This window comes from Pseudomonas beijingensis, assembly GCF_030687295.1.
Classification (GTDB): domain Bacteria; phylum Pseudomonadota; class Gammaproteobacteria; order Pseudomonadales; family Pseudomonadaceae; genus Aquipseudomonas; species Aquipseudomonas beijingensis.
Genome location: NZ_CP117425.1, coordinates 975,522 through 999,283, shown reverse-complemented (window position 1 = coordinate 999,283; position 23,762 = coordinate 975,522). Strand labels below are relative to the sequence as shown.

At 62.2% G+C, this 23,762-nt stretch carries 21 protein-coding genes and 3 pseudogenes; 2 read left to right on the top strand and 22 right to left on the bottom strand.

Going from position 1 to position 23,762, the window contains the following annotated elements:
- Window positions 1–3 precede the first annotated feature (3 nt).
- The 8 genes and pseudogenes from pabC to PSH84_RS04630 form a co-directional block, all read right to left on the bottom strand.
- Window positions 4–819 (bottom strand): aminodeoxychorismate lyase, encoded by an 816-nt coding sequence (gene pabC, locus PSH84_RS04665; RefSeq protein WP_305467875.1) that lies wholly within the window; start codon window positions 817–819, stop codon window positions 4–6.
- On the bottom strand, window positions 819–2,063 hold the full coding sequence (gene fabF / locus PSH84_RS04660) for a beta-ketoacyl-ACP synthase II (RefSeq protein WP_122565888.1): 1,245 nt from the start codon (window positions 2,061–2,063) through the stop codon (window positions 819–821). The genes pabC and fabF overlap by 1 nt, the downstream gene beginning before the upstream one ends.
- Before the next feature lie 108 nt (window positions 2,064–2,171).
- Window positions 2,172–2,409 (bottom strand): annotated as a pseudogene (acpP, locus tag PSH84_RS04655) (acyl carrier protein).
- A gap of 191 nt (window positions 2,410–2,600) precedes the next feature.
- The gene (fabG, locus tag PSH84_RS04650; protein WP_092168510.1) at window positions 2,601–3,344 is read right to left on the bottom strand and encodes a 3-oxoacyl-ACP reductase FabG; all 744 of its coding nucleotides are present in this window, start codon (window positions 3,342–3,344) and stop codon (window positions 2,601–2,603) included.
- 15 nt (window positions 3,345–3,359) lie between these two features.
- Window positions 3,360–4,301: pseudogene (gene fabD, locus PSH84_RS04645) on the bottom strand (ACP S-malonyltransferase).
- Window positions 4,302–4,424: 123 nt separating this feature from the next.
- Entirely contained in the window at window positions 4,425–5,435 is a 1,011-nt protein-coding gene (plsX, locus tag PSH84_RS04640) for a phosphate acyltransferase PlsX (RefSeq protein WP_122565890.1), read from the bottom strand.
- Between the two features lie 4 nt (window positions 5,436–5,439).
- Entirely contained in the window at window positions 5,440–5,622 is a 183-nt protein-coding gene (rpmF, locus tag PSH84_RS04635) for a 50S ribosomal protein L32 (protein ID WP_003179396.1), read from the bottom strand.
- A gap of 13 nt (window positions 5,623–5,635) precedes the next feature.
- Window positions 5,636–6,163, bottom strand: coding sequence for a YceD family protein (locus PSH84_RS04630; protein WP_003204262.1), 528 nt, complete (start codon window positions 6,161–6,163; stop codon window positions 5,636–5,638).
- 105 nt (window positions 6,164–6,268) lie between these two features.
- Between PSH84_RS04630 and PSH84_RS04625 the strand changes: the two genes are divergently transcribed.
- Window positions 6,269–6,847, top strand: coding sequence for a Maf family protein (locus tag PSH84_RS04625; RefSeq protein WP_305482351.1), 579 nt, complete (start codon window positions 6,269–6,271; stop codon window positions 6,845–6,847).
- Between the two features lie 161 nt (window positions 6,848–7,008).
- Here PSH84_RS04625 and PSH84_RS04620 read toward each other — a convergent pair whose 3' ends face one another.
- Genes PSH84_RS04620 through rluC form a run of 3 tightly spaced genes read right to left on the bottom strand, consistent with a single transcriptional unit; the run spans window position 7,009 to window position 9,627 of the window.
- The gene (locus PSH84_RS04620; RefSeq protein ID WP_305482350.1) at window positions 7,009–7,998 is read right to left on the bottom strand and encodes a S49 family peptidase; all 990 of its coding nucleotides are present in this window, start codon (window positions 7,996–7,998) and stop codon (window positions 7,009–7,011) included.
- A 20-nt stretch (window positions 7,999–8,018) separates the two neighbouring features.
- The gene (locus tag PSH84_RS04615) at window positions 8,019–8,681 is read right to left on the bottom strand and encodes an HAD-IIIA family hydrolase (RefSeq protein ID WP_305482349.1); all 663 of its coding nucleotides are present in this window, start codon (window positions 8,679–8,681) and stop codon (window positions 8,019–8,021) included.
- Window positions 8,671–9,627 (bottom strand): 23S rRNA pseudouridine(955/2504/2580) synthase RluC, encoded by a 957-nt coding sequence (gene rluC, locus PSH84_RS04610; protein WP_060743156.1) that lies wholly within the window; start codon window positions 9,625–9,627, stop codon window positions 8,671–8,673. The genes PSH84_RS04615 and rluC overlap by 11 nt, the downstream gene beginning before the upstream one ends.
- A 699-nt stretch (window positions 9,628–10,326) precedes the next feature.
- Here rluC and rne point away from each other — a divergent pair.
- Complete coding sequence (rne, locus tag PSH84_RS04605; RefSeq protein WP_436278776.1) at window positions 10,327–13,521, top strand: ribonuclease E; 3,195 nt, start codon at window positions 10,327–10,329, stop codon at window positions 13,519–13,521.
- 1,047 nt (window positions 13,522–14,568) lie between these two features.
- On the opposite strand, the gene PSH84_RS04600 is transcribed toward rne, so the two are convergent.
- The 11 genes and pseudogenes from PSH84_RS04600 to pocA form a co-directional block, all read right to left on the bottom strand.
- Window positions 14,569–15,159: a nucleotidyltransferase family protein gene (locus PSH84_RS04600; protein ID WP_305482348.1), complete on the bottom strand. Its 591-nt coding sequence runs from the start codon at window positions 15,157–15,159 to the stop codon at window positions 14,569–14,571.
- Window positions 15,160–15,179: 20 nt separating this feature from the next.
- A complete protein-coding gene (locus PSH84_RS04595; protein ID WP_305482347.1) occupies window positions 15,180–16,151 on the bottom strand; it encodes an XdhC family protein in 972 nt (323 codons plus the stop codon).
- Window positions 16,151–18,468 (bottom strand): annotated as a pseudogene (locus PSH84_RS04590) (xanthine dehydrogenase family protein molybdopterin-binding subunit). Before PSH84_RS04590 ends, PSH84_RS04595 begins: the two are co-directional and overlap by 1 nt.
- Window positions 18,465–18,935, bottom strand: coding sequence for a (2Fe-2S)-binding protein (locus tag PSH84_RS04585; protein WP_305482346.1), 471 nt, complete (start codon window positions 18,933–18,935; stop codon window positions 18,465–18,467). Before PSH84_RS04585 ends, PSH84_RS04590 begins: the two are co-directional and overlap by 4 nt.
- 265 nt (window positions 18,936–19,200) lie before the next feature.
- Window positions 19,201–20,220, bottom strand: coding sequence for a UDP-N-acetylmuramate dehydrogenase (murB, locus tag PSH84_RS04580; RefSeq protein WP_122565899.1), 1,020 nt, complete (start codon window positions 20,218–20,220; stop codon window positions 19,201–19,203).
- A complete protein-coding gene (locus tag PSH84_RS04575) occupies window positions 20,217–20,681 on the bottom strand; it encodes a low molecular weight protein-tyrosine-phosphatase (protein WP_122565900.1) in 465 nt (154 codons plus the stop codon). The genes murB and PSH84_RS04575 overlap by 4 nt, the downstream gene beginning before the upstream one ends.
- Window positions 20,681–21,445 carry a 3-deoxy-manno-octulosonate cytidylyltransferase gene (gene kdsB, locus PSH84_RS04570; RefSeq protein WP_122565901.1) on the bottom strand — a complete coding sequence of 255 codons (765 nt, stop codon included), beginning with the start codon at window positions 21,443–21,445 and terminating at the stop codon, window positions 20,681–20,683. Before kdsB ends, PSH84_RS04575 begins: the two co-directional genes overlap by 1 nt.
- Complete coding sequence (locus PSH84_RS04565; RefSeq protein WP_003179363.1) at window positions 21,442–21,627, bottom strand: Trm112 family protein; 186 nt, start codon at window positions 21,625–21,627, stop codon at window positions 21,442–21,444. Before PSH84_RS04565 ends, kdsB begins: the two co-directional genes overlap by 4 nt.
- Before the next feature lie 23 nt (window positions 21,628–21,650).
- Window positions 21,651–22,661 (bottom strand): tetraacyldisaccharide 4'-kinase, encoded by a 1,011-nt coding sequence (gene lpxK / locus PSH84_RS04560; protein WP_305482345.1) that lies wholly within the window; start codon window positions 22,659–22,661, stop codon window positions 21,651–21,653.
- On the bottom strand, window positions 22,661–23,089 hold the full coding sequence (gene pocB / locus PSH84_RS04555; RefSeq protein WP_053123850.1) for a flagellar polar localization protein PocB: 429 nt from the start codon (window positions 23,087–23,089) through the stop codon (window positions 22,661–22,663). Before pocB ends, lpxK begins: the two co-directional genes overlap by 1 nt.
- Entirely contained in the window at window positions 23,086–23,721 is a 636-nt protein-coding gene (pocA, locus tag PSH84_RS04550; RefSeq protein ID WP_025214875.1) for a flagellar polar localization protein PocA, read from the bottom strand. Before pocA ends, pocB begins: the two co-directional genes overlap by 4 nt.
- Window positions 23,722–23,762: the final 41 nt, after the last annotated feature.

Sequence of the window (23,762 nt, the reverse complement as noted above, 5' to 3'; positions counted from 1 at the left end):
GAATCAAACATCCAATAGCGCACGGGCAAGGGTCTGCAGTTTACGGGTGAGCGGGCCAACCGACCAGCGCGCCGAACCGCATCCGCGTACCGGCCACACGCCATAAACGCTGTTGCAGACGAAGACTTCATCGGCCTGGTGCAGTTGTTCGAGGCGGATGTCGGTGATTTGGGTGGCGATGCCTTGGGACTTGGCTTGAAACAATAATTCGGCGCGCATCACGCCGGCCACACCGCAACGGCTCAGGTCCGCCGTGAACAAGACGCCATCGCGCACCAGGAACAGGTTGCTGAACACACCTTCGATCACCCGTCCGGACGCGTCCAGCATCAGACCTTCGGCGTACTGCGCATCGCGCCATTCGGCCCGGGCCAGCACTTGTTCCAGGCGATTGAGGTGCTTGAGCCCGGCGAGCAAAGGCTGCTCGGCCAAACGCACGGTGCAGGGAAACAGGTAGACGCCTTGTTCGGCATGGCCGGCGGGATAAGCGGCCGGTGGACTGCCTTGCAGGATGCGCCTGGCCGGAGCCGATGGATCAGCGGCATAACCGCGCAGGCTGTCGCCACGGGTCACGATCAGCTTCAGCACACCGTCGCCCAGGCAGCGGGCGTAGGCGTCCAGCTCGGCGCTCAACGCGCTCATGTCGACGTTGAGCGCCAGCCGCTGGCAACCTGCATCCAGGCGCTGCAGGTGACGCTCCAGCAACAGCAGGTTGCCATCGTGCACGGCAATGGTTTCGAACAACCCATCGCCGTAAGCCAGGCCGCGATCTTTCAGCGACAGGACGTCGGCCGGCTGACCGTCGACCCAGCTTTCCATCAACCGGCGAACCGGCGGAACACCAGCGAACCGTTGGTCCCGCCAAAGCCGAAGGAGTTGGACAGCACCACATCGATCGCCATGTTGCGGGCGGTGTGCGGCACGAAGTCCAGGTCGCAGCCGTCGTCCGGCTCATCGAGGTTGATGGTCGGCGGCGCCGTCTGGCTGTTGATCGCCAGTACGCTGAAGATCGCTTCCACCGCCCCAGCCGCACCCAGCAGGTGACCGGTCATGGACTTGGTCGAGCTGACCGCCAGCTTGTAGGCGTGCTCGCCAAACACGGTCTTGATCGCCTGGGCTTCGGCCAGGTCGCCGGCCGGGGTCGAAGTGCCGTGGGCGTTGATGTACTGCACCTGCTCGCCATTGATTTTCGCGTCACGCAAGGCATTGACGATGCAACGGGCCGCACCGGCGCCATCGGCCGGTGGCGAGGTCATGTGGAACGCATCGCCACTGGTGCCAAAACCGATCAGCTCGGCATAGATGGTCGCCCCACGCGCCTTGGCGTGCTCCAGTTCCTCGAGCACCAGCGCACCGGCACCGTCGGACAGTACGAAGCCATCGCGGCCCCTGTCCCACGGGCGGCTCGCACGGGCGGGCTCATCATTGCGGGTCGACAGCGCACGGGACGCGCCGAAACCGCCCATGCCGAGACCGCAAGCGGCCATCTCAGCGCCACCGGCAATCATCACGTCGGCTTCGTCGTACATGATGTTGCGTGCGGCCATGCCGATGCAGTGGGTACCGGTGGTACACGCCGTGGCGATGGCGTAGTTGGGTCCCTGCGCCCCCAGATGGATGGACAGGAAACCGGAAATCATGTTGATGATCGAGCCCGGCACGAAGAACGGAGAAATCCGTCGCGGCCCCGAATCGTGCAGCGTGCGGCTGGTTTCTTCGATATTGGTCAAGCCGCCAATACCCGAGCCCATGGCCACGCCGATGCGTTCACGGTTGGCGTCGGTGACTTCCAGGCCGGCGTTACGCACTGCCTGGAAACCGGCTGCCAAACCGTATTGAATGAACAGGTCGAGCTTGCGGGCTTCCTTGACCGACAGGTATTCCTCGACATTGAAGCCCTTTACCGAGCCGCCAAAACGGGTGGAATAGGCAGAAAGGTCAGTGTGTTCGATCAGACCAATGCCACTGCGGCCAGCCAGAATGCCCTGCCAACTGCTCGGCACATCCGTGCCCAGTGGCGACAACATACCCATACCGGTGACTACGACGCGTCTACGCGACACAGCACTCTCCTTTTTCTAATGACGACTTTGCATCAGGCCTAAAGAAAAAACCGCACGCCGTGACGGCAGTGCGGTTTTTCCATGACAGCTAGCGACGACTAAAAACGATTACGCCTGGTGGCTGGTAACGTAGTCGATAGCAGCTTGTACAGTAGTGATCTTCTCAGCTTCTTCGTCAGGAATCTCGGTCTCGAATTCCTCTTCCAGAGCCATCACCAGCTCAACCGGTGTCAAGGGAGTCGGCACCCAGGTCTTCTACGAAGGAAGCGGTGTTCACAACTTCTTCTTCTTTAACGCCCAGTTGCTCGGCAACGATTTTCTTGACGCGCTCTTCGATGGTGCTCATACCTTGTTTTCACTCCTAATGGACAAATTCAGGCAGCTGGCCGGTGGGTAAGTGTATAGAAGAACTTTTCGGTTTTTCAACCGAAAGCTTCACTCCTCAAACCCAGCGGCCCGCCGTCTATAAATTGATTGCAGCTTTATAACGGATTTTAGACAGCTCGTATGACATTTTTTTGAAGCAATCCGTCACATTTAACTCATGTACATCCCGCCGTTCACCGGGATTGTAGCCCCGGTCACGTATGCCGCACCGTCCGACGCAAGAAAAGCGACCACGGACGCGATTTCTTGAGCTTGCCCCAGACGACCCAGCGGAATCTGTGTCAACAAGGCTTCGCGCTGTGCTTCCGGCAGTTCACGGGTCATGTCGGTGTCGATGAACCCCGGTGCAACCGAGTTTACCGTAATCGAGCGCGAACCCACTTCACGCGCCAGCGCACGGCTGAAACCTTCCAGACCGGCCTTCGCCGCAGCATAGTTTACTTGGCCTGCGTTGCCCATGGCACCCACAACCGAGCCGATACTGATAATTCGACCCCAACGAGCCTTGGTCATGCCACGCAGAACGCCCTTGGACAGCCGGTACAGACTGTTCAGGTTGGTGTCGATGACGTCGAACCATTCGTCATCTTTCATGCGCATCATCAGGTTATCACGGGTGATACCGGCATTATTGACCAGGATCGCCGGCGCGCCGAACTGCTCCTGAATGCTTGCCAACACCGCCGCAACGGATTCGTCGCTGGTGACGTTCAGCTCAAGGCCGGTGCCCTGAATGTCGTTTTCCTTCAGGGTCGCGGCGATACGCTCGGCGCCCGAAGCGGAAGTCGCGGTGCCGATAACGATGGCGCCTTGACGACCCAGTTCCAGGGCAATGGCCTGGCCGATGCCACGGCTTGCACCGGTCACCAGTGCAACTTTACCTTGCAGACTCATGCAAGCTTCTCCTGTTCAGGCCTGCGCTGCACGGGCGGCAGCGAAAGCGTCTGGGGTATTGAGGTTGGAAGTCGACACGCCCCTTCGGCGCAGCGTTTGTTCAGGCCTGCCAGCACTTTGCCAGGACCGCATTCGACCAGTTCGGTCGCGCCCTTGGCTGCCAGGGTCTGTACCGATTCGACCCAGCGAACCGGCTTGTAGAGTTGCTCCAGCAGATCGCGCTTGAGGGTCTCGAGATCCGGCGCCACGCTGGCGCTGACATTCTGCACCACGGGAATCTGCGGAGCCTGCCAATCGATGGCAGCGATGGATTCGGCAAAGCGTTCGGCGGCCGGACGCATCAGTTCACAGTGCGACGGTACGCTGACCGGCAGTGGCATGGCGCGCTTGGCACCACGGGCCTTGCAGCCCTCGATGGCGCGCTCGACCGCCGCCTTGGCACCGGCGATGACCACCTGGCCCGGGGAGTTGAAGTTCACTGCGCTGACCACTTCGCCTTGCGCCGCTTCGGCACAGGCGGCCAGTACATCGGCGTCTTCCAGGCCGAGGATCGCGGCCATGCCGCCCTGCCCCGGCCGGAACGGCTTCTTGCATCAACTGGCCACGACGCTCCACCAGTTTCACCGCGGCACCCAGGCTCAGGCTGCCGGCGGCCACCAGGGCGCTGTATTCGCCCAGGCTGTGACCCGCAACGAACGCCGGGCGCGCGCCGCCTTCAGCCAGCCACAGGCGCCACAAGGCGATCGAGGCGGTGAGAATGGCCGGTTGGGTTTTATCGGTTTGATTGAGCTGCTCTTCCGGCCCTTGTTGGGTCAGTGCCCACAAGTCATAGCCGAGCGCATCGGAAGCTTCTTTGAATGTTTCGAGGACCAGCGGGTATTGCGCGCCCAGCTCGGCCAGCATGCCGAGGGACTGCGAGCCCTGCCCTGGAAAGACGAATGCGAGGGAAGCAGACATGAAAACAAAGCCCCTAATGATCTTGTCGTCAAAAATTGACGCCCCTGGGGGCGCTAGCAAACTGCAAGTTGGATGGCGGGTTGAACCGACCGGTCACATTTAAGCATTGTCGGACGAAAATGCCTAAGTTAACAAATCCTCGAGGCGACCGTGCAAGCGCTCCGGCAGGTTCTCCTGGATCTCGATCACCGCTCGGTTGATCGCACTTTGAAAACCCTGCACGCCCGCCGACCCGTGACTCTTGATCACGATCCCTTGCAGCCCGAGAAAACTCGCACCGTTGTGTCGTGCCGGCGCCAGGTCCGCCTGCAACCGGCGCATCAACGGCAGCGCCAGGGCGCCGACCACCCGCGAGGCGAGGCTTTGCTTGAACAAGGTCTCGATGCGCTGGCCGATCATGGTGGCCAGCCCCTCGCTGGACTTGAGCAGGATATTGCCCACGAAGCCATCACAGACCACCACATCGGCCTCGCCACGGTACAAGCCATCACCTTCGACGAAACCGATGTAGTTGATACCCCGCGCAGCCTGCAACAACGTGGCCGCCAGCTTGACCTGCTGGTTGCCCTTGATGTCTTCAGTGCCGATGTTCAGCAACGCCACGCGAGGACGCACGATGCCCAGGGTTTCAGCCGCGACCGAGCCCATCACCGCAAATTGCAGCAAATGTTCGGCACTGCAATCGACGTTGGCCCCCAGGTCGAGCAACTGACAGAAACCACGCTGGGTCGGGATCGCCGCCACCATCGCGGGCCGGTCGATCCCCGGCAAGGTCTTGAGTACGTAGCGCGACAGCGCCATCAGCGCACCGGTATTGCCGGCGCTGACGCAGGCTTGGACCTTACCATCGCGCAGCAGCTCAAGGGCCACCCGCATCGAGGCGTCAGGCTTGCCGCGCAGGGCCTGGGCCGGCTTTTCGTCCATGGTGATGATTTCGGACGCCGGGACAATCGTCAGGCGCGCGCGATCCACAGCCGATTGGCCGCTGAGCATGTCTTCCAGGAGGGGGGATTGACCGACGAGGGTCAGGTGCAGCGAGGGTGTAGCATTCAGACAAGCAAGGCTGGCCTGAACAATGCTGCGGGGACCGAAGTCCCCGCCCATTGCGTCAATCGCGATGACTTGAGCGGACAAGTGATTACTCGTCGGCGCCCTTGTCGATCACTTTACGACCACGGTATACGCCTTCTGGCGATACGTGGTGACGCAGGTGAACTTCACCGGTGGTCTTTTCTACGGACAGGGTGCTAGCCTCGAGAGCGTCGTGCGAACGGCGCATGTCACGGGCAGAGCGGGATTTTTTGTTCTGCTGAACAGCCATAATTGATTAACTCCTAAACGTTTGGGTCACGCTTTAACTGCGCCAATACACTGAACGGGTTGGACCGCGTTACCTCGTCCTCGCTCGGTTCGGGCTCATCTGCTCCCGCCGGCTGCTGGCATTCTTCCGGATGATGAGCAGGCACAATGGGCAAGGCGAGCAGAAGCTCCTCCTCGATCAGTGACTGCAGATCCAATGGATCTTCGCCCAGTTCCAGCACGTCATAACCTTTCGGCAACGACTGGGTATTCGCACCCTCCTTCACCACGGCGTAACTGCATTCGCTGTGGATCGGCAGGGTGACCAGCTCAAGACAACGCTGGCAAACCATTTTGACTTCAGTGTCGATAAAGCTGTGGATAACCACAGATTTACGTTCATCTCGTTCAAAAACGAATTTGGCCTGGACCGTACCGACATCGTCGGAAAGCGGGTCGCAGAGTCTCTTCAAATCGGCCAGCAGCAGCTCACCTTGAAGGGTGGTGCCACGGTCAGCCAATTTGCGCGGGTCAACGTGAGGTGGAATCGGGTCATTCAACATAGGCGCAGCATTATAGGGATGCCCCCGGCCATGTCAAAGGAAATTCAGCCCTGTCCGTCACTTGCATGCCTCGCTAGAATTCGTGCCTGCCTTCTGGAGATGTCCATGCTGCCTTTATTACTTGCCTCAAGCTCGGTCTATCGTCGGGAATTGCTCGCCCGCCTGGGACTGCCGTTCGTCTGCAGCTCACCTGATATCGACGAAAGCCAGCACCCCGGCGAGCACGCCCTCGAACTGGTCAAACGCCTGGCCCGGGAAAAAGCCCTGGCACTGGCCGGCAGCCATCCGGGGCATCTGATCATCGGCTCAGATCAGGTCGCCGTGCTTGGCGAGCGCATCCTGGGCAAGCCCCACACCTTCGAGAATGCACGCGAACAACTGCTGGCCGCCAGCGGCGCCAGGGTCACGTTCCTGACCGGCCTGGCGCTACTCAACAGCCAGACCGGCGCCTGCCAGGTCGATTGCGTTCCGTTTACCGTCAATATGCGCACCCTGGACCCAGAGCGCGTCGAACGCTACCTGCGCGCCGAGCAACCCTACGACTGCGCCGGCAGCTTCAAAGCCGAGGGGCTGGGCGTAAGCCTGTTCCAGAGCACCGAAGGGCCGGACGCCACCAGCCTGATCGGGCTGCCGCTGATTCGTCTTGTGGATATGTTGCAGGCCGAGGGTGTGCAGGTTCCCTGACCCAACATACACGCATGGCGAAGAGATTCATTTGTGGGAGCAAGGCTTGCCCGCGATGCAGGCGCCGTGACGATACAGGCCAGCCGAGTTATCGCTCATCGCGAGCAAGCTTTGCTCCCACAGCAATCTCCTCGCCACAGAAGATCGCGCGAAATGAGAAGCTAGCGCAACGCCGGCCCCTGGAACCCCATCCACATCGCCAGATGCTCGGCGATGCTCGCTCCCAGCTTTTTCGAGAAGCGATCGAACGGTGACTCTTCGATCGTGAAGTCCACCAGGTCCTTCTGACCGATCACATCCCGCGCCACCGAACTGGCACTGCCCAAGCCGTCGATCAGGCCAAGCGGCAATGCCTGCTCCCCCGACCAGACCAACCCAGAGAACAGTTCCGGATGCTCCTTATCCTTCAGGCGCTCACCTCGACCCTTCTTGACGCTGGCAATGAATTGTTTGTGAGTCGTGTCGAGCACGCCCTGCCAAAAAGCGGTTTCTTCAGGCTTCTGTGGCTGAAACGGATCCAGGAAGGATTTATGCTCGCCGGAGGTATACACCCGACGCTCCACACCCAGCTTCTCCATGGTCCCGACAAAGCCATAGCCGGCTGCCGTCACGCCAATGGAGCCCACTAGGCTGGCCTTGTCGGCATAGATCTGGTCCGCCGCACTGGCAATGTAATAGGCACCGGAAGCACCGAGATCGGCAATGACCGCATACACCTTGGTATCCGGATGCAATGCGCGCAACCGAACGATCTCGTCGTAAACATACCCCGACTGCACCGGACTACCGCCCGGGCTGTTGATACGCAGCACCACGCCCTTGACCTTCGGATCCTCGAAGGCCGCCCTCAGGCTACCGACAATGTTGTCCGCACTGGCAGGCTCCTTGTCGGCGATCATGCCTTCGATATTGATCAAGGCGGTGTACGCCGAACCGCCGACGGCGCTTTTCTCCATGTCCATCAGCGGCGTGAACAGCGCCAGCGCAGCAAAGAGATAAGTAAAGGTCAGCAACTTGAAGAAGATGCCCCAGCGACGGGAGCGACGCTGCTCCTGCACGCTGGCGAGCAAGGTTTTTTCCAACAGCTTCCAGCTTTTGTCATCACCGCTCTCGGCGCTCGCCTTGACAGGTGCTTTCCATTCATCGGTCATGCGTGAATCCCCAGCAAAACTTAAAGGGCCCGCTGGCTCAGCCAGGCGTGCAACTCAGGAAAATGATCAATGGCCAGTCGCGGCTCGAACGCCCGTAGCGCCTCGATCGTCTGAGCCCCATAGCTGACAGCCACCGAGCCCATGCCGGCATTGCGCGCCATCTGCAGGTCGAACGACGAATCCCCCACCATCAGCGCCTGCTCCGGCCGCACGTTGCAGTGCGCCAGGATCTGCTCGAGCATCAGCGGATGCGGCTTGCTGGCGGTTTCATCCGCGGCACGGGTGATGTCGAAATAATCCTCCCAGCCGTGGGACTTCAATACCCGATCCAAGCCCCGACGAGCTTTCCCGGTAGCAACCGCCAAGTGGTAACCCTCGGCCCGCAAGGCCCGGAGCGTCTCCACCACACCCTCGAACAACGGCGAAGGCTCGGCCTCAAGCGCAATGTAGTGATCGGCATAGTGCTGGCGAAAAACCACCAGCTCATCGCCGTCGATCTCCGGGTACAAACTGCGAATCGCTTCCGGCAATCCCAAGCCGATGATGCCCTTCACCGCAAAATCGTCGCACCGGGCAAACCCCGAGCGATCCGACGCGACATGCATCGATTCCACGATCCGACCAATGGAATTGGCAAGAGTGCCGTCCCAATCGAAGATCAGCAATTTGTAGTCAGGATGCACTCAACCGCTCCACGGTCTTGGCCCACATGTCATCCACCGGGGCCTGCAATTTCAGCTCGCCACCATCAGGCAACGGCACGGTAAGCATATAGGCATGGAGAAACAGGCGCTTGCCGCCCAGATCGCGGATTTCCTTGGTGAAATCGTCATCGCCGTATTTGCTGTCACCGGCAATGCAGTGGCCGGCGTGCAGGGTATGGACGCGGATCTGGTGCGTGCGCCCGGTCACCGGCTTGGCCTCGACCAAGGTGGCGAAGTCATCGAAACGGCGCAAGACCTTGAACACCGTCAGCGCCTCCTTGCCCTCCTCGTTGACTTCGACCATGCGCTCGCCGGAACGCAGGTTGCTCTTGAGCAGCGGCGCACGAACCTGCTTGATGGAGGTTTCCCAGCGGCCACGCACCAGCGCCATGTAGCGCTTGTCGACGCCGTCGCCGCGCAATTGCTCGTGCAGATGGCGCAACATGCTGCGTTTCTTGGCGATCATCAGCAGGCCGGAGGTATCGCGGTCGAGGCGATGGACCAGCTCCAGCTCCTTGGCGTCCGGACGCAACTGACGAAAGGCTTCGATCACACCGAAATTCAGGCCGCTGCCGCCGTGAACCGCAATGCCCGCGGGCTTGTTGATCACGATCAGGGCCTTGTCTTCGTAGACGATCGAGGCTTCAAGGCGTTGCAACAAGCCCTGGGCCAAGGGCACCGGCTCATCGCGCTCGGGCACGCGAACCGGCGGCACGCGCACGATATCACCGGCCTGGAGCTTGTATTCAGGCTTGATCCGACCTTTGTTCACCCGCACTTCGCCTTTGCGCAAAATGCGGTAGATCAGGGTCTTGGGCACGCCTTTGAGCCGGGCCAGCAGGAAATTATCGATTCGTTGGCCGGCATATTCCGGCGAGACCTCGAGCAGTTGAACGCCAGGGGTCGAAGGGGCAGTAGTTGTCATGGCGGCGATCATAACAATTTTTTATGGAATTGAAGCACTTAATCATTGCTGCTATAGTCGCGAACGCCGCCAAAAGTGGCTGGACAGTGGACCAGCGGTCAAAAACCGGCCCTGACCAACGCAATTCACGAGGACGAGAGGCCGTCCTACGGGGCTTTCGCTACGTAACGGTAGAGTTTTCAGGTGTAACGAGCGCAGGTGACATGAGGCCTGAAATACGCCGCAAAGCAGAGTTTTGACTCGCCTTGCGCGCCACATTCACGGCCAGTTCACAAAGTGCAGTCAGCTGCGAACGACCCCGAGCGAGAGCTTCGGAAACAACGCCTAAATTAGCCATGATGCGTGACCTCCCCTTCCGGAGCTCACGGTAAATGCCAACCCGCTGCGGATTCTGCGCGCGGCAGCACCCGAATTATCAGGGATACGTGTAGGGTGGAGACGTACAACCGTCGGACTGTGTAGCACTAGGCTTATATTTAGACGCTTCATCTCGTCCACAGACGCCGGTTGATTCCTCCTCCTGACTGAGTGCTTGAGTACCAGCAAGCAGGACGCGTCCGTCGCGACTTCGCCATCATTGGGTCGAACTCGCTGGACACTGGAATGGCCTCGCCATCTCCAGGACGCACCTGACACCGACCGTGAGAAGTCGTGTGTGCCGAACGCCGTTTCCGGCAGCCCGGAAACCGACGGTACTACATGAAAAGAATGCTGATTAACGCAACTCAACCCGAAGAGTTGCGTGTTGCACTGGTAGACGGCCAGCGCCTCTACGACCTGGATATCGAATCCGGTGCACGCGAGCAGAAGAAGGCCAACATCTATAAAGGCCGGATTACTCGCATCGAACCAAGCCTTGAGGCTGCCTTTGTCGATTTCGGCTCTGAGCGCCACGGCTTCCTGCCCCTCAAAGAAATCTCCCGCGAATACTTCAAGAAGGCTCCTGAAGGCCGCGTCAACATCAAGGACGTCCTGAGCGAAGGCCAGGAAGTCATCGTCCAAGTCGAAAAAGAAGAACGTGGCAACAAGGGCGCCGCCCTGACCACCTTCATCAGCCTGGCCGGCCGTTACCTGGTCCTGATGCCGAACAACCCGCGTGCCGGCGGCATCTCCCGCCGTATCGAAGGCGAAGAGCGCAACGAACTGCGTGAAGCCCTGAACGGCCTGGTTGCCCCGGCTGACATGGGCCTGATCGTGCGCACTGCCGGCCTGGGCCGCAGCAGCGAAGAAATGCAGTGGGACCTCGACTACCTGCTGCAACTGTGGACCGCCATCAAAGAAGCCTCGCTGGATCGTTCCGCGCCGTTCCTGATCTACCAGGAAAGCAACGTGATCATCCGCGCCATCCGCGATTACCTGCGCCAGGACATCGGTGAAGTGCTGATCGACAGCGTTGAAGCCCAGGACGAAGCCCTGACCTTCATTCGCCAGGTGATGCCGCAGTACGCCAGCAAGATCAAGCTCTACGAAGACAGCGTTCCGCTGTTCAACCGTTTCCAGATCGAAAGCCAGATCGAGACCGCTTTCCAGCGCGTCGTCGAACTGCCGTCCGGCGGCTCCATCGTCATCGATCCGACCGAAGCCCTGGTGTCCATCGACATCAACTCGGCGCGCGCCACCAAAGGCAGCGACATCGAAGAAACCGCCCTGCAGACCAACCTTGAAGCCGCCGAAGAGATCGCCCGTCAGTTGCGCCTGCGCGACATCGGCGGCCTGATCGTCATCGACTTCATCGACATGACCCCGGCCAAGAACCAACGCGCCGTGGAAGAAAAAGTCCGCGAATGCCTGGAAGCTGACCGCGCTCGCGTACAGGTCGGCCGCATCTCGCGCTTCGGCCTGCTGGAAATGTCCCGTCAGCGCCTGCGTCCATCCCTGGGCGAAAGCAGCGGCATCGTTTGCCCGCGTTGCAACGGCACCGGCATCATCCGTGACGTCGAGTCGCTGTCCCTGGCAATCCTGCGCCTGATCGAAGAAGAAGCCCTGAAAGACCGCACCGCCGAAGTTCGCGCCCAAGTGCCGATCCCGGTGGCCGCGTTCCTGCTCAACGAAAAACGCAACTCGATCACCAAGATCGAACTGCGCACCCGCGCTCGTATCGTCATCCTGCCGAACGATCACCTCGAGACGCCGCACTTCGAAGTGCAGCGCCTGCGCGATGACAGCCCGGAAGCCCACACCAACCAGTCCAGCTACGAAATCGCTGCTGCCGCTGCCGAAGTGGAAGAAGTCCAGCCGGCCGCCGCCACTCGCACCCTGGTTCGCCAGGAAGCCGCGGTCAAGACTGCTCCGGCCCGCGCCAACGCTCCGGTTCCGACCGAAGTGGCCGCTCCGGTTGCCGCCCCGGCCGCAGCAGCCCCGGAACCGAGCCTGTTCAAAGGCCTGGTGAAATCGCTGGTCAGCCTGTTCGCCACCAAGGAAGAACCCGCTGCCCCGGCCGTCGTCGCCAAGCCTGCCGCTACCGAGCGCCCTGCCCGCAACGAAGAACGCCGCAACGGTCGCCAGCAGACCCGCAACCGCAACGGTCGTCGCGACGAAGAGCGCAAGCCTCGCGAAGAACGTGCACCGCGTGAAGAACGCGCGCCACGTGAGCCGCGTGAAGAGCGCCAGCCGCGCGAAGCCCGTGAGGAAGCGCCAGCCGTAGCCCGCGAAGAACGCGCACCGCGTCCGCCGCGTGAAGAGCGTCAACCACGCGCACCGCGTGAAGATCGCAAGCCACGTGGCGAGCGTGAAGAACGCGTTCGCGAACTGCGCGAGCCCCTGGATGCCGCCCCGGCCGTTGCGGCTGCCACCGCTGAAGAGCGTCCGGCCCGCCAGCCTCGTGAAGAACGCGCACCGCGTCCTCCACGTGAAGAACGCCAGCCACGCGCCGAGCAGGCGGCCGCCGTAGCCAGCGAAGAAGAAGTGCTGAACGCCGAAGAGCAACTGCAGGAAGATGGCCAGGACACCGCCGAAGGCGATCGTCCACGCCGCCGCTCCCGTGGCCAGCGTCGTCGCAGCAACCGTCGTGAGCGTCAACGCGACGCCAACGGCAACGTGATCGAAGGTTCGGAAGAGTCCGAATCCACCGAGAACGCCGAAGCGCCAAGCGCTGCGGACCTGGCCGCCGGCCTGGCCGTAACTGCGGCCGTTGCCAGCAGCGCGATCAGCGCCCCGGCCGAAGCCCAGGCTCACGAACAAGCCGAACGCGCCACCGCTGCAGTGGAAAGCGCGCCGGTTGAAGCGCCAGTGGTCGAAGCCACTACCCCGGTAGAAGCCACCGCCTCGCCAGAAGTGGAACTCGCACCGGCCCCTGAAGCCCAGCCTGAAACTGAAGTCGCCGCCGAGCCTGCACCGGTCGTCGAGGCTCCAGTGGTCGCTGCCGAACCGGTCGTCGAAGCACCGGCCGAGGAAAAGGCACCCGAGCCTGTCCGCGAAGAGCAGACTGCGTTCAACTGGACCGCCGAGCCAGCCGCACCGGCCCCCGTTGCCGAGCCAGAACCGGCACCAGAGCCCGTGAAAGCGGTCGAGCCAGAAGTGGTCGAGCCTGCTCCAGTGGTCGAAGCGCCGGTGGTTGCCGAAGCCACCGCAGTGGTGGAAGAGCCTGCACCTGCCAGCGCCCTGACCGCGAATGGCCGCGCGCCGAACGATCCGCGTGAAGTGCGTCGTCGCAAGCGTGAAGCCGAGCGTCTGCAGAAGGAAGCCGAACAAGCTGCCGCTGCCGCCGCTCAAGCGCCTGCTGCCGAGCCTGCGCCAGTCGTGGAAGAAGTCGCCGAGGCAGCCCCTGCCCCGGTCGCTGAAACCCCGGTTGAATCGGCTCCGACGTTCGACGAACCTCAGCACACCGCTGAAGAAATCGCGCCGCGTCACACTGAAGCCTTGGAAAAAGAGCACGAGCCTAAACCTCACGCCTGATTCCACCGCCCAGTAAAAAGCCCCGCCTGGTCATGCCAGGCGGGGCTTTTTTATGCCTTCAGACTTATCCACAGAAGGGGGTGGGTTGGGCACAAGACTTACATCCACTGAAAATCCAATGTGGGAGCGGGCTTGCTCGCGAAGGCGGCGGGCCAGCTTGCATCAACGGTGAATGTCAGGCCGCTATCGCGAGCAAGCTCGCTCCCACAGGGAGGGCTGGGGTCGGCACAGGTTTTATATCCACTGAAAGATCCAGTGTGGGAGCGAGCTTGCTCGCGAAGGCGGCGGGTCAGCCTGCATCAATGGTGAATGTCAGGCCGCTATCGCGAGCAAGCTCGCTCCCACAGGGAGGGCTGGGGTCGGCACAGGTTTTATATCCACTGAAAGATCCAGTGTGGGAGCGAGCTTGCTCGCGAAGGCGGCGGGTCAGCTTGCCTCAATGGTGAATGTCAGACCGCTATCGCGAGCAAGCTCGCTCCCACAGGGAGGGCTGGGGTCGGCACAGGTTTTATATCCACTGAAAGATCCAGTGTGGGAGCGAGCTTGCTCGCGAAGGCGGCGGGTCAGCCTGCATCAATGGTGAATGTCAGGCCGCTATCGCGAGCTAGCTCGCTCCCACGGGGAGGGCTGGGGTCGGCACAGGTTTTATATCCACTGAAAGATCCAGTGTGGGAGCGAGCTTGCTCGCGAAGGCGGTGGGTCAGCTTGCCTCAATGGTGAATGTCAGACCGCTATCGCGAGCAAGCTCGCTCCCACAGGGAGGGCTGGGGTCGGCACAGGTTTTATATCCACTGAAAGATCCAGTGTGGGAGCGAGCCTGCTCGCGAAGGCGGTGGGTCAGCTTGCCTCAATGGTGAATGTCAGACCGCTATCGCGAGCAAGCTCGCTCCCACAGGGAGGGCTGGGGTCGGCACAGGTTTTATATCCACTGAAAATCCAATGTGGGAGCGGGCTTGCTCGCGAAGGCGGCGGGCCAGCTTGCCTCAATGGTGAATGTCAGACCGCTTTCGCGAGCAAGCCCGCTCCCACAGGGTTTTGCGTCGTCTGTTATTTGAAGGTCAGTGCTTCTGGCACATCGACATCCCAAACAACGCCAGGATCGTCCACCGGCACTTCGACCACCTGCGCCCCGGCAAACAATACCTTTGCGCCGCGATCCCCGGTCAGCGCCATCAGTTTCGGCCCAAATCCACGACCAAATCCTACCGGATGCCCATACTCACCTGCGAGGACCGGCACGCTGATGCCATCCGCGCGAATCCCCGCCGCCACCTGCTCAATGCTCGACGGCAAGATGAACGGCATGTCGCCCAGCAAAATCAGCCAGCCATCAAGGTCCGGGCAGGCCTGGACACCGGCGGCAATGCTGTCGCCCAGGCCGGGGGAGTCCAATTCCACGCAACTACATCCATAGGCCTGGGCCATGCGAATGGCTTGCGGCCGATTCTTGCTCGTCACCAACACGCGCTTTTCCAGGGAGGCCGGCAGATTCACCAGCACCTGTTCAATCACCGAGCGCACGGCACCGTCGCGCCCGGTGCAATCGGCGAGCAATTTATCCTTGTCGGGGCCTGCAATCTGGCGAAAACGGCTGCCCGTTCCAGCCGCCAGGATGATCACGCCAATCGACTCGCTCATACGCCCTCCTTACCCACGGCTTACAGCGTTTTTTTCTGCCGCGGTGCCACGCCATTTTTGATCGCCACGATTTCGGCCAGCAGCGACAAGGCGATTTCCGCCGGGGTGTGGCTGCCGATGTGCAAGCCGATCGGTCCATACAAGCGGCCAATCGCCTCTGCAGACAAGCCTAGCTGAGCCAGGTTGTCCCGACGTTTCTGGCTGTTGACCCGCGAACCCAGGGCACCGACATAAAAAGCCTTGGAGTCCAGGGCCGTGAGCAGCGCCATGTCGTCCAGGCGTGGATCATGGGTCAAGGCCACAATGGCCGTGCGCTCGTCGGTCTGGATGCTCAACACGGCTTCGTCGGGCATCCCCGAGACAAAGCGCCCATGCTGCTCTTCCCAACCATAGACAAACTCCTTGCGCGGATCGCAAATCAGCACTTCGAAGTCCAGCAGTCGGGCCATTTCCGCCACGTAGCGCGACAATTGTCCGGCGCCGATCAGCAATAGCCGCCAACGTGGGCCGTAAATGGCCCGCAGCACCTGCCCATCGAACACCAGGGCGTCGGTCTTGCTGGCCGAGACCAGGACCACATTGCCGGTGGTGATCGTCAGCTCACGGGCGACGATCTCATGGGCCTCGCAGCGCTCCAGCAGCTCTGCGACCCAGTGCGGATCGCCCACCCGCTCTTCGGTCAGGCGCAACGTACCGCCGCACGGCAGGCCGAAGCGCGCCGCTTCTTCGCGGGTGACGCCATAGGTGATCAGTTGCACCGGCGGACCGTCCGCAGGAATGCGGCCGTCGTGCAACCGGGCGATCAGGTCATCTTCGACACAACCGCCCGACACCGAACCGATCACCACGCCATCTTCGCGCAGGGCCAGCATCGCCCCCGGCGGCCTGGGCGCGGTGCCCCAGGTCTGGACCACGGTGAACAACACCACCCGCTGCCCGGCGCGGCGCCACTCCAGCACGCTGCGCAGGACGTTCAGATCGACGCTGTCCATCAGGCCTTGGCCTGTTGCCAGCCTTGCAGCTGATAGCGCACAGGCAGATTACGGATACGCTGACCGGTGGCGGCGAAAATGGCGTTGCACAGGGCCGGCGCAATCGGCGGCACGCCCGGCTCGCCGACACCGCCCAACGGCACCTCCCCCGGCGGCGTGACCAGGTGCACGGCCACTTCCTTGGGCGCCAGGGACATGCGCGCCACCTCGTACATGTGGAAGTTGTCCTGCTGCACCTTGCCGTCCTTGAAGCTGATTTCACCCACCATCGCATTGCCCAGGCCCATGACGCAGGCGCCCTCGAACTGGGAGCGGATGCGCTCGGGGTTGATCTGCGGGCCGCAGTCTACGGCAATGTCCGCCTTGTGCACGATCACCGTGCCATCGTCCTTGACCTCCACCTCGAGCACCGCCGCCACGTAAGTGACAAAGCTGTAGTGCACCGCCAGCCCCAGGCCACGGCCCTTGGGCAGCTCCCGCCCCCAACCGGCGGCCTTCGCGGCGGTTTCCAGCACCGTGCGAATCCGCGCCGTATCAATCGGGTAACGCTCAGGGGATTCGCCGTAGTTCCATTCTTCGCTCAAGGTGCGCGGATCGATCTTACGATCCGGCCCGAGCAATTTGACCTGGTACTTCAGCGGATCCTGGCCGGCCTTGTGGGCCAGTTCGTCGATGAAACTCTGGATCGCAAAACCATGGGGAATGTTCGACACCGAGCGGTACCAGCCCACCCGGGCATGGGCCACCGCTTCGGGGTTTTCCAGGCGCAGGTTGGGGATGGCGTAGGCCATGTTGGTCACGCCCATACCTATTTCGAACGGCGCCTCGTGAGTCATGCCCGGTGCAAACAGTGCCGTGATGCTCGGGGCTACGGTGCGGTGCAGCCAACCGGACGGCATGCCGTCCTTGTTCAGGCCAGCCTTGAGGTATTCGGCCGATACGGTATGGAAATACGAGTGGTGAATATCGTCCTCGCGGGTCCATTGCACCCGTATTGGCTGGCCTGGAAATTCCTTGGCCAGCACCGCCGCTTCGACGACAAAGTCAGGTTTGGACTTGCGTCCGAAACCGCCGCCCAGCAACGTGATGTTCACCGTGACTTTCTCGAAAGGAATGCCCAGGCGTTCGGCGACACGCTCACGGGTCACCTGCGGCGCCTGGCTCGGTGCCCAGGCTTCGCATTGGCCGTCCTTGAACCGGGCAACAGCAACCATCGGCTCCATGGGGGACTGGGACAAATGCGGCAAGTAATACGACGCTTCCAACGTCGAATCAGCCGTGGCCAACGCGTCGTCGAGATCACCGCTGCTGCGCACGACTTTTCCGGGTTTGAGGGCCGCCGCTTCCAGCTCCTTGCGATAGGCAATGGAGTCATAACCGGCATTCGGGCCGTCGTCCCACTGGATTTTCAGCGCCTCGCGGCCCTTGATCGCCGCCCAGGTGTTCTTCGCCACCACCGCCACGCCGCCCAAACGGCTGGAACTCCGAAGGCAGCGGGCGCCCTTCGATCTGCACCACCTTGACCACGCCCGGTACCTTCAGCGCCGCGCTACTGTCCACGCTCTTGACCTTGCCGCCATAGACCGGCGGACGCGCGATGACCGCATAGAGCATGCCGTCGAAATGCACATCGGCACCAAACACGGCACGACCGTTGACGATGTCCGCGCCATCGATTGCCCGGCTCGCTTCCTTGCCGATGTAGCGGAACTCGGACGGCTGCTTGAGACGCAAGCTGTCACGGGCCGGCACTGGCAAGGCACTGGCGGCGGCGGCCAATTCGCCGTAACCCAGTTCACGCCCCGAAGGCTGGTGCAGCACTTTGTGCAGTTGCGCACGGCATTCACTCACCGGCACCTTCCCACTGCGCAGCGGCGGCCAGTTCCAGCATGGTCCGGGCGGCGGCCCCGCAACGGCGCATCGGTTCGTACCAGTGACGCATGCTGCGCGAACCGTCGGTGTCCTGGTTGCCGAAACGCGCCTCATCGGCCGGCGCCTGCTTGACCTTGACAAGCGCCCAGTCAGCATCCAGTTCGTCGGCGACCACCATACTCAGGCTGGTGCGCACGCCCTGGCCCATTTCCGAACGGTTGCAGATCACGGTCACGCTGCCATCGGTGGCAATGCTGACGTAAACCTTCGGGTCGTCGACCGCACCATGGGGCATGCCCTCGGCGCCGAATTTCTTTTCCTCGGCAAAGGCATCCGGCAGGCCCCACGTGGCCGCCAGCACCAGCATGCCGGTGGCGCTCGCGCCCTTGAGGAAACCACGGCGGCTGAGATTGCTCAGCACGAAATCATCGGGCAAGCGGCTCATGCCTTGGCCTCCTTCAGGTGAGTGGAAGCCTGGCGGATCGCGGTCTTGATCCGGTTGTAGGTGCCGCAGCGGCAGATGTTGCCGACCATGGCTTCTTCGATTTGCTCATCGCTCGGGTTGGGGTTGGTCTTGAGCAACGCGGTAGCAGACATGATCTGTCCGCCCTGGCAGTAACCGCACTGAGCCACCGCAGTGTCGAGCCAGGCCTTCTGGACGACTTGCCCGACCGGGTCGGCGTGAAGCCCGTCGATGGTGCTGACGTCCTGCCCTTTCACCGAGCCGATTGGCGTGATGCAACTGCGCGCCGGGGCGCCGTCGATGTGGATGGTGCAGGCGCCACACAGGCCCATGCCGCAGCCGAATTTGGTGCCGTTGTAACCGGCCACATCCCGGATAGCCCACAGCAGCGGCATGTCCTCGGTCACATCCAGTTGATGGTCTTTTCCATTGAGTTTCAGGGTAATCATGGGCACGCCCGCATAGTTATCGAGTTATGGGGTCGAGCAATCTGCCGCTTAGGTAACGGTTCGGTTGTCGCAGACTGGCTCAGGCTGATCGGGCTCTCTTATGCAAACGCACACAGGCGTCTGCATCGGGCCTTTGGGATGCGATGGTCGCATCGTTAGCGAACTAAATTAACCCAGGATCAAGCAAAACGCCCTGCACAATCCTGCACAAATACTCGTGTGCTGGGTGTGCAGGGCGCTTTTTCAGGTGCTGCGTGGAGACGGCTCAGTACCGATTGGGTTCCATTTCCAACTCGACCTGGAAACGTTCGGCAATGTCTTTCTGGATGCGCAGGGCCAGGTCCAACAGTTGCGGGCCCGTGGCGTTGCCGTAGTTGACCAGCACCAACGCCTGCAACTTATGCACACCGGCATCACCCTCACGAAAGCCCTTCCAGCCGGCCCGTTCGATCAGCCAGCCGGCGGCGATTTTCATCTGCCCCCCAGGCTGTGGATAAGCCACCAGATCGGGGTACTGCTGCTTGAGGTGTGCCACGTGCGTGGCCGGCACCAGCGGATTCTTGAAGAAGCTGCCGGCATTGCCCAGCACGGCCGGGTCGGGGAGTTTTTCGCTGCGGATGCTGCAGATGGCCCGGCTCACGTCCGTGGGCGTCGGCTGATCGATGCCTTGTTCGGTCAATCGCTGGCGGACTGGGCCGTACTCCAGGTGCAAGTGCGCGGCGCGACTGAGGGCGAAACGCACCCGCAGGATCAACCAGCGTCCCGCCTGCTGCTTGAACACGCTGTCGCGGTAGGCAAAACAGCACTCTTCCAAGGTGAACTCACGCAGTTCACCGGTCAGGCGATCCAGCGCGGTGAGGCCAGCGAAGACATCCTTGATCTCCACGCCATAGGCGCCAATGTTTTGCATCGGTGCCGCACCGACAGTACCGGGAATCAGGCTGAGGTTTTCCAGGCCCGACCAGCCTTGCGCCAGCGTGTGCTGGACGAAGGGATGCCAGGGTTCCCCGGCTTCGGCCTCGACCACCACCTGCTCACCGTTATCGCTGAGCAGGCGGATCCCCTGGCTGGCCATGCGCACCACCAAGGCGTCGATGTCGCCGGTCAGCAACAGGTTGCTGCCACCGCCGATCACCAGCAACGGCACGGCATGCTCGCTGGCATAGGCCAAGGCCTGGCGAACATCGCCATCGTCGTGGGCTTCGGCGAATAACCGGGCGCTGACGTCCACGCCAAAGCTGTTGAAGGGCTTGAGGCTGACGCCCGCCCGTACCTGCAAGGTCATAACCGCCCCTTCAATTCGATCACCAGGCGATCCGTGGCGCGCTCGATCAGGTCCAGCACCTGCTCGAAGCCCTGCTCGCCGTCGTAGTACGGGTCCGGCACATCGTCGATTTCGGCTTCGTATCGCCGCAGGAACAGATCCAACTCGGCCTTGCCATTGGCCGGTTGCAGGGCCTGGAGATTGCGCAGGTTGCTGCTGTCCATCGCCAGGATCAGGTCATAGGCGGCGAAGTCGGCGCGCGTCACCTGTTGCGCGCGCTGGGCCGACAAGTCGTAGCCACGCCTCAGGGCGGCGGCCTGGCTGCGCTTGTCCGGCGCCTTGCCGACATGCCAGTCACCGGTACCGGCGGAAGCGACTTCCACCTGCCCGGCCAGCCCGGCCTCGCGCAACTTGTGGCGCAAGATGCCTTCGGCGGTAGGCGAGCGGCAAATATTGCCGAGGCAGACGAACAGGACCCGCATCAGGCCTCCAGCAGGCGACGAACGCGCTCGAGGTCTTCGGCCGTGTCGACACCGGTCGGCGGGGCGATCAGCGCATCGGCGACATGGATCCGCACGCCATGCCACAGGGCTCGCAACTGTTCCAGGGCTTCAGTGTTTTCCAGCCAGCACGGGCCCCAGGCGACGAAGTCCTGGAGAAAGCCGGCGCGGTAGGCGTAGATGCCGATATGACGGCGGTACGGCACGCCCTCCGGCAGCACGTCGCGGTCTTGGGCGAATGCGTCCCGCGCCCAGGGCAACGTCGAACGGCTGAAGGACAACGCCAGGCCATTGAGGTCGCTGACCACCTTGACCACGTTAGGGTTGAACAGGGTTTGCACATCCTCGATCGGCTCGGCCAGGGTGGCCATGCGCGCTTCGGTGTGGGCCGCAAGGTTGGCGGCGACCTGATCGATCACGCTCGGCGGGATCAACGGCTCGTCACCTTGCACATTGACGATGATCGCGTCGGCGGCAAGACCGAGCTTCGCCGCGACCTCCGCCAGGCGATCAGTGCCGGAATTATGGTCTTCGCGAGTCAGCACGACCTCGGCGCCAAAGCCTTTGCAGGCCTCGACGATCCGCGCATCGTCAGTCGCCACCACCACGCGCTGGGCGCTGCTTTTACAGGCCTGTTCCCAGACGTGCTGGATCATCGGCTTGCCGGCGATCGACAGCAACGGTTTGCCGGGCAGGCGCGTCGAGGCAAAGCGCGACGGAATGACAACGGTAAAGGCGGTGGTCATTTATCCAGGCGCTCGTCGGTGGTCAGGGTGCGGGCTTCGCTTTCGAGCATCACCGGGATGCCGTCGCGAATCGGGTAGGCCAGGCCGGCGCCCTTGCTAATCAGTTCGGTCTTGTCAGCGCTGAGCTTGAGCGGGCCTTTGCAGACCGGGCAGGCCAGAATATCGAGCAGTTTGGTGTCCATGGAATTCCCCTTGGTAAAAGGTGTTAAGGCACGAGCCGATCCGGTAACAGGCGCATCAATTGCGCATCGAACCAGGCCACAAAGGCCGGCGACGGCGCGGCGTCCACCGCCAGGTACCACCAGTCAGGCGCGGCGAAAGCACGGCATTTGACCGCGTCTTTTTCCGTCATGACCACCGGCAGGGATGGCGTGAAGTTCAAGGCTTGGGCGCTGTATTCGGCATGGTCGGCAAACCCGTGCGGTATTGGCCGCCAGTGTAGCGTTTCGAGGGTCTTGAAGAAACGCTGGGGGTTGCCGATGCCGGCCACGGCGTGCAGGGCCTGGCCGGGTGGAAAATGGTCGAGAGGACGGCGCTCGCCACTGGCCAGGTTCACCAGTTCGGTGGGAAGCAATTGGAAGGCGAAGCCGTCTTCGCGGTCGGTACTGGCGCCGTTGTACAGCACGGCGTCGACCGATTGCAGGCGCTCGACCGGTTCGCGCAGCGGCCCGGCGGGCAGGCAACGGCGGTTGCCCAGGCCGCGAGCGCTGTCGATCAGCACCAGTTCAAGGTCCCGGGCCAGCCGATAATGCTGCATGCCGTCGTCGGACAGGATCAGGTCCAGCGGTTCGCTCTCCACCAGCGCCTGGACCGCGCGGCTGCGATCGGGATCGATCATCAACGGCACGCCCGTGCGCTGGACGATCAGCAGCGGCTCGTCCCCCGCGACGTCGGCACCCTGCTCGGCCCTGACCCGCCACGGCAGTTGCGGCGGCTTGGCACCATAGCCCCGGCTGACCACCCCGACCCGCAAGCCACTGCGCTGGCAGTGCTGGATCATCCACAGGATCAACGGCGTCTTGCCAGTGCCACCCACCGTGATGTTGCCCACCACCACCAACGGCACGGGGGGCTGGTAGATCTGGCCTTCACCCGCCAGGAAACGCTCGCGCTTGCCCACCACCACCCGCCGGTACAACCACTCCAGCGGCCGCAGCAGGGTCAGGGCCGGGTGGCCTTCATACCACGCGGCAAGCAATCGATCGGACATGGCCATCAGGGTGCGGGCGCCGCCTCGACCGTGGTCATGCGCAGATGGCTGAAACCGAGCTTGCCGGCCGCGTCCATGGCGGTGATCACCGATTGATGAGGGGTCTTGCCGTCGGCGCTGATGGACAGCGGCAGGTTGGTATCGCCGCCGGACTCTTTCTGCAGGGCCTCGATCAGGCTCGCCAGGTCGCTCTTGGGCAGCAACTGGTTATTCACCGAGAACGCCCCTTCGGCGCTGATGGTGACTTCGAGGTTCTTCAGTTGCTGGTCTTCGGCCGGCGAGCCGCTGACGGCTTGCGGCAATTCAACCTTGAGCTGGGTTTCCCGGGTGAACGTGGTGGTCACGACGAAAAACAGCAACAGGATGAACACCACGTCGATCAGCGACGCGAGGTTGATCTCGATGTTTTCCCGTGGCTTGCGGCGGAATTTCACTGCTTGCCCCCAGCCAGGTCCACGTCACGATCACCCTGCACCACCTCGACCAGCTTGATGGCTTCCTGCTCCATGCCGACCACCAGCTCGTCGACGCGGCGTTGCAGGAACCGATGGAAGAACACGGCAGGGATACCGACCATCAGGCCGGCGGCGGTGGTGATCAGGGCCTTGGAAATCCCGCCCGCCAGTACCGCGGCATTCGTGGTCATGCCGGAGCCGGTAAACGCGCTGAAGATGTCGATCATGCCCAGCACCGTTCCCAGCAGGCCCAGCAGCGGGGACATGGCGGCGATGGTGCCCAGGGTACTGATGTAGCGTTCCAGTTCATGGATGACCCGGGCGGCGGCTTCCTCGATGCACTCCTTCATGATCTCGCGACCATGCTTGGAGTTCGCCAGGCCAGCGGCGAGGACCTCCCCGAGCGGCGAGCTGGCCCGCAGCTCCTTGAGCTTGTCCTTGTTCAGCTGCTTGTCCTTGATCCAGACCCAGACCTGCCCGAGCAGATGCTCCGGGGTCACGCGGCTGGCACGCAGGGTCCACAGGCGTTCGGCAACGATACCCAGTGCCGCGATGGAACTCAGAATGATCGGCAACATCATCCAGCCGCCGGATTTGACCAATTCCCACACAGTGACTGCCCCCTCGAAAAAGTGCGCCACTTTATCACACA

Bases quoted from the DNA above. Each gene is read 5' to 3' on its own strand.
- pabC (WP_305467875.1), bottom strand. From the start codon at position 819: ATGGAAAGCTGGGTCGACGGTCAGCCGGCCGACGTCCTGTCGCTGAAA.
- fabG (WP_092168510.1), bottom strand. From the start codon at position 3,344: ATGAGTCTGCAAGGTAAAGTTGCACTGGTGACCGGTGCAAGCCGTGGC.
- rpmF (WP_003179396.1), bottom strand. From the start codon at position 5,622: ATGGCTGTTCAGCAGAACAAAAAATCCCGCTCTGCCCGTGACATGCGC.
- PSH84_RS04630 (WP_003204262.1), bottom strand. From the start codon at position 6,163: ATGTTGAATGACCCGATTCCACCTCACGTTGACCCGCGCAAATTGGCT.
- PSH84_RS04625 (WP_305482351.1), top strand. From the start codon at position 6,269: ATGCTGCCTTTATTACTTGCCTCAAGCTCGGTCTATCGTCGGGAATTG.
- PSH84_RS04620 (WP_305482350.1), bottom strand. From the start codon at position 7,998: ATGACCGATGAATGGAAAGCACCTGTCAAGGCGAGCGCCGAGAGCGGT.
- rluC (WP_060743156.1), bottom strand. From the start codon at position 9,627: ATGACAACTACTGCCCCTTCGACCCCTGGCGTTCAACTGCTCGAGGTC.
- rne (WP_436278776.1), top strand. From the start codon at position 10,327: ATGAAAAGAATGCTGATTAACGCAACTCAACCCGAAGAGTTGCGTGTT.
- PSH84_RS04600 (WP_305482348.1), bottom strand. From the start codon at position 15,159: ATGAGCGAGTCGATTGGCGTGATCATCCTGGCGGCTGGAACGGGCAGC.
- PSH84_RS04595 (WP_305482347.1), bottom strand. From the start codon at position 16,151: ATGGACAGCGTCGATCTGAACGTCCTGCGCAGCGTGCTGGAGTGGCGC.
- PSH84_RS04585 (WP_305482346.1), bottom strand. From the start codon at position 18,935: ATGATTACCCTGAAACTCAATGGAAAAGACCATCAACTGGATGTGACC.
- murB (WP_122565899.1), bottom strand. From the start codon at position 20,220: ATGACCTTGCAGGTACGGGCGGGCGTCAGCCTCAAGCCCTTCAACAGC.
- PSH84_RS04575 (WP_122565900.1), bottom strand. From the start codon at position 20,681: ATGCGGGTCCTGTTCGTCTGCCTCGGCAATATTTGCCGCTCGCCTACC.
- kdsB (WP_122565901.1), bottom strand. From the start codon at position 21,445: ATGACCACCGCCTTTACCGTTGTCATTCCGTCGCGCTTTGCCTCGACG.
- PSH84_RS04565 (WP_003179363.1), bottom strand. From the start codon at position 21,627: ATGGACACCAAACTGCTCGATATTCTGGCCTGCCCGGTCTGCAAAGGC.
- lpxK (WP_305482345.1), bottom strand. From the start codon at position 22,661: ATGGCCATGTCCGATCGATTGCTTGCCGCGTGGTATGAAGGCCACCCG.